Source organism: Pseudoflavonifractor capillosus, assembly GCF_016899775.1.
GTDB lineage: Bacteria > Bacillota > Clostridia > Oscillospirales > Oscillospiraceae > Lawsonibacter.
This window is the reverse complement of sequence record NZ_JACJJE010000129.1, coordinates 1-1,536: the sequence shown is the minus strand read 5'-3', so window position 1 is coordinate 1,536 and position 1,536 is coordinate 1. Positions and strand designations below refer to the sequence as shown.

Below are 1,536 nucleotides of genomic sequence, written 5' to 3'. Positions count from 1 at the left end.
TTTTGCAACACACAATACCAGAAACCGTTTAAAATATCTATATCCAAAGGACACAAAAATCAGAGAGAAACAATGACGTCCGCGCCAGTCTCCGCTTTGAGACGAGCAGCAATCTGTCGGGCCTCCTTCCGGCTCACCAGGCCGGCGGCCTGGAGTGACCGGAGCAGATTTACCATTCCTAAGTAGTTGATATTTTCTTTCATGGAGCATCCTCCATTCTTGAGTATGTGTGAGAGGGGCGGAAAGTATGATCCCTCCGCCCCTCTCGTTCCGTTGACACAAGACAGCTCCGCAAATCAGTTGCGTTTCTATTCTAAAATAGCCAGATGCGGAACATATCTTGCTGTCATCTTGTTGATTCTACCGGCTCTATTTGACACTACTTCCCGAGCCCTGGGCGGCAACTGACGGACCGTGCTGGCGCACGTCACGGGAATCTCACCCCTCCGAGGATCTCTCCGAGCTGCCCCCATTGCGTGATCCCGATTCCACTCGGGGCTGTGGCTGGGCAGGAGTATCATGATAGGTTGACGGGGTCATCGCACTTCGAGTTGCCAGACTCGAAGGCCGAAAATGGATTCACGCTCGCCGCCTTATTTAGCCGTCTTTTTATGGAGCTTTACTCCACAGGCGGGTCCTGGCGCATTTTCGGCTTCGCTGTCCCCTCCTCGGGGCCCGTCAACTAACGTATCCCGTTGCCGGATATTCAGTTTTCAAAGTACCGTCGAGCGGCAGAACATTTTTCGCCCCTCACTTTCTATTGCGGAATTTCGAGTAATTTAATAACCACTTTTTTAAATTTTTCAGTATTTTCTTTTTCTGCTTATGTACCGCAGACTGAGAAACCCCAAGTTCCTCCGCAATCTGGCTTTCTGTTTTATGGTCTTCAGCTAAATAGTAAGAATGGATAAGCCCATAACTGACGGGATCCAGTTGGGATAATGCAGCGTGAAGATCATGGATTTCCGAGGACAGAATTGCATCTTCTTCCACATGGACCGTTTCGTCTGGAATCACATCTACTCCACTTCCCCTTTCTGAAATCTCGTCGCTGTTCAGAGACAAAACCTTGACTCCGATCTTCGCCGCCTGATTCTGACGGTAGTTCTTCCGTGATTGCTCTCTTCGCCATTCCTCATAGGTTTCCTTGGGGGCCTCAATCACAACGTCTTCCATATCAATAAAAAAACACCCCCGGCCTTCGGGGGAAGTAATAAATCGATAGAATTCCTGGCCGCTCATCTCAATCCATTCTGGATTCGACTCCTGAGCTGCCGGATCTTTTTTTCTAAAATACCGCCTTGCCACAAGATAACCTCCGTTTCTTCTGAAATTTGAAAATGAAATTACAAATCTCAGAAGCTGGAGGTGAGCGGCACCTAGGGAAGGGCCATTTAAAAAACGGGCTATAAACTTGGACCGCAAGTAAACGGATGGCTACATTATTGTACCCATCGTATCGGCAATTCTTTTGCAGCCCACGTCCAATGTTATTTTGCCACCCCTACAATAGAGCGGTACCCCTTATGGAGCTAC

The 1,536-nt window shown here is 48.6% G+C and carries 2 protein-coding genes; both read right to left on the bottom strand.

Annotation, left to right across the window (positions count from 1 at the left end; translation table 11 throughout):
* Nucleotides 1–59: 59 nt before the first annotated feature.
* The gene (locus tag H6B31_RS16585; RefSeq protein WP_204899509.1) at nt 60–203 is read right to left on the bottom strand and encodes a hypothetical protein; all 144 of its coding nucleotides are present in this window, start codon (nt 201–203) and stop codon (nt 60–62) included.
* Nucleotides 204–750: 547 nt separating this feature from the next.
* A complete protein-coding gene (locus tag H6B31_RS16580) occupies nt 751–1,308 on the bottom strand; it encodes a sigma-70 family RNA polymerase sigma factor (protein WP_204899508.1) in 558 nt (185 codons plus the stop codon).
* Between the last annotated feature and the right edge of the window lie 228 nt (nt 1,309–1,536).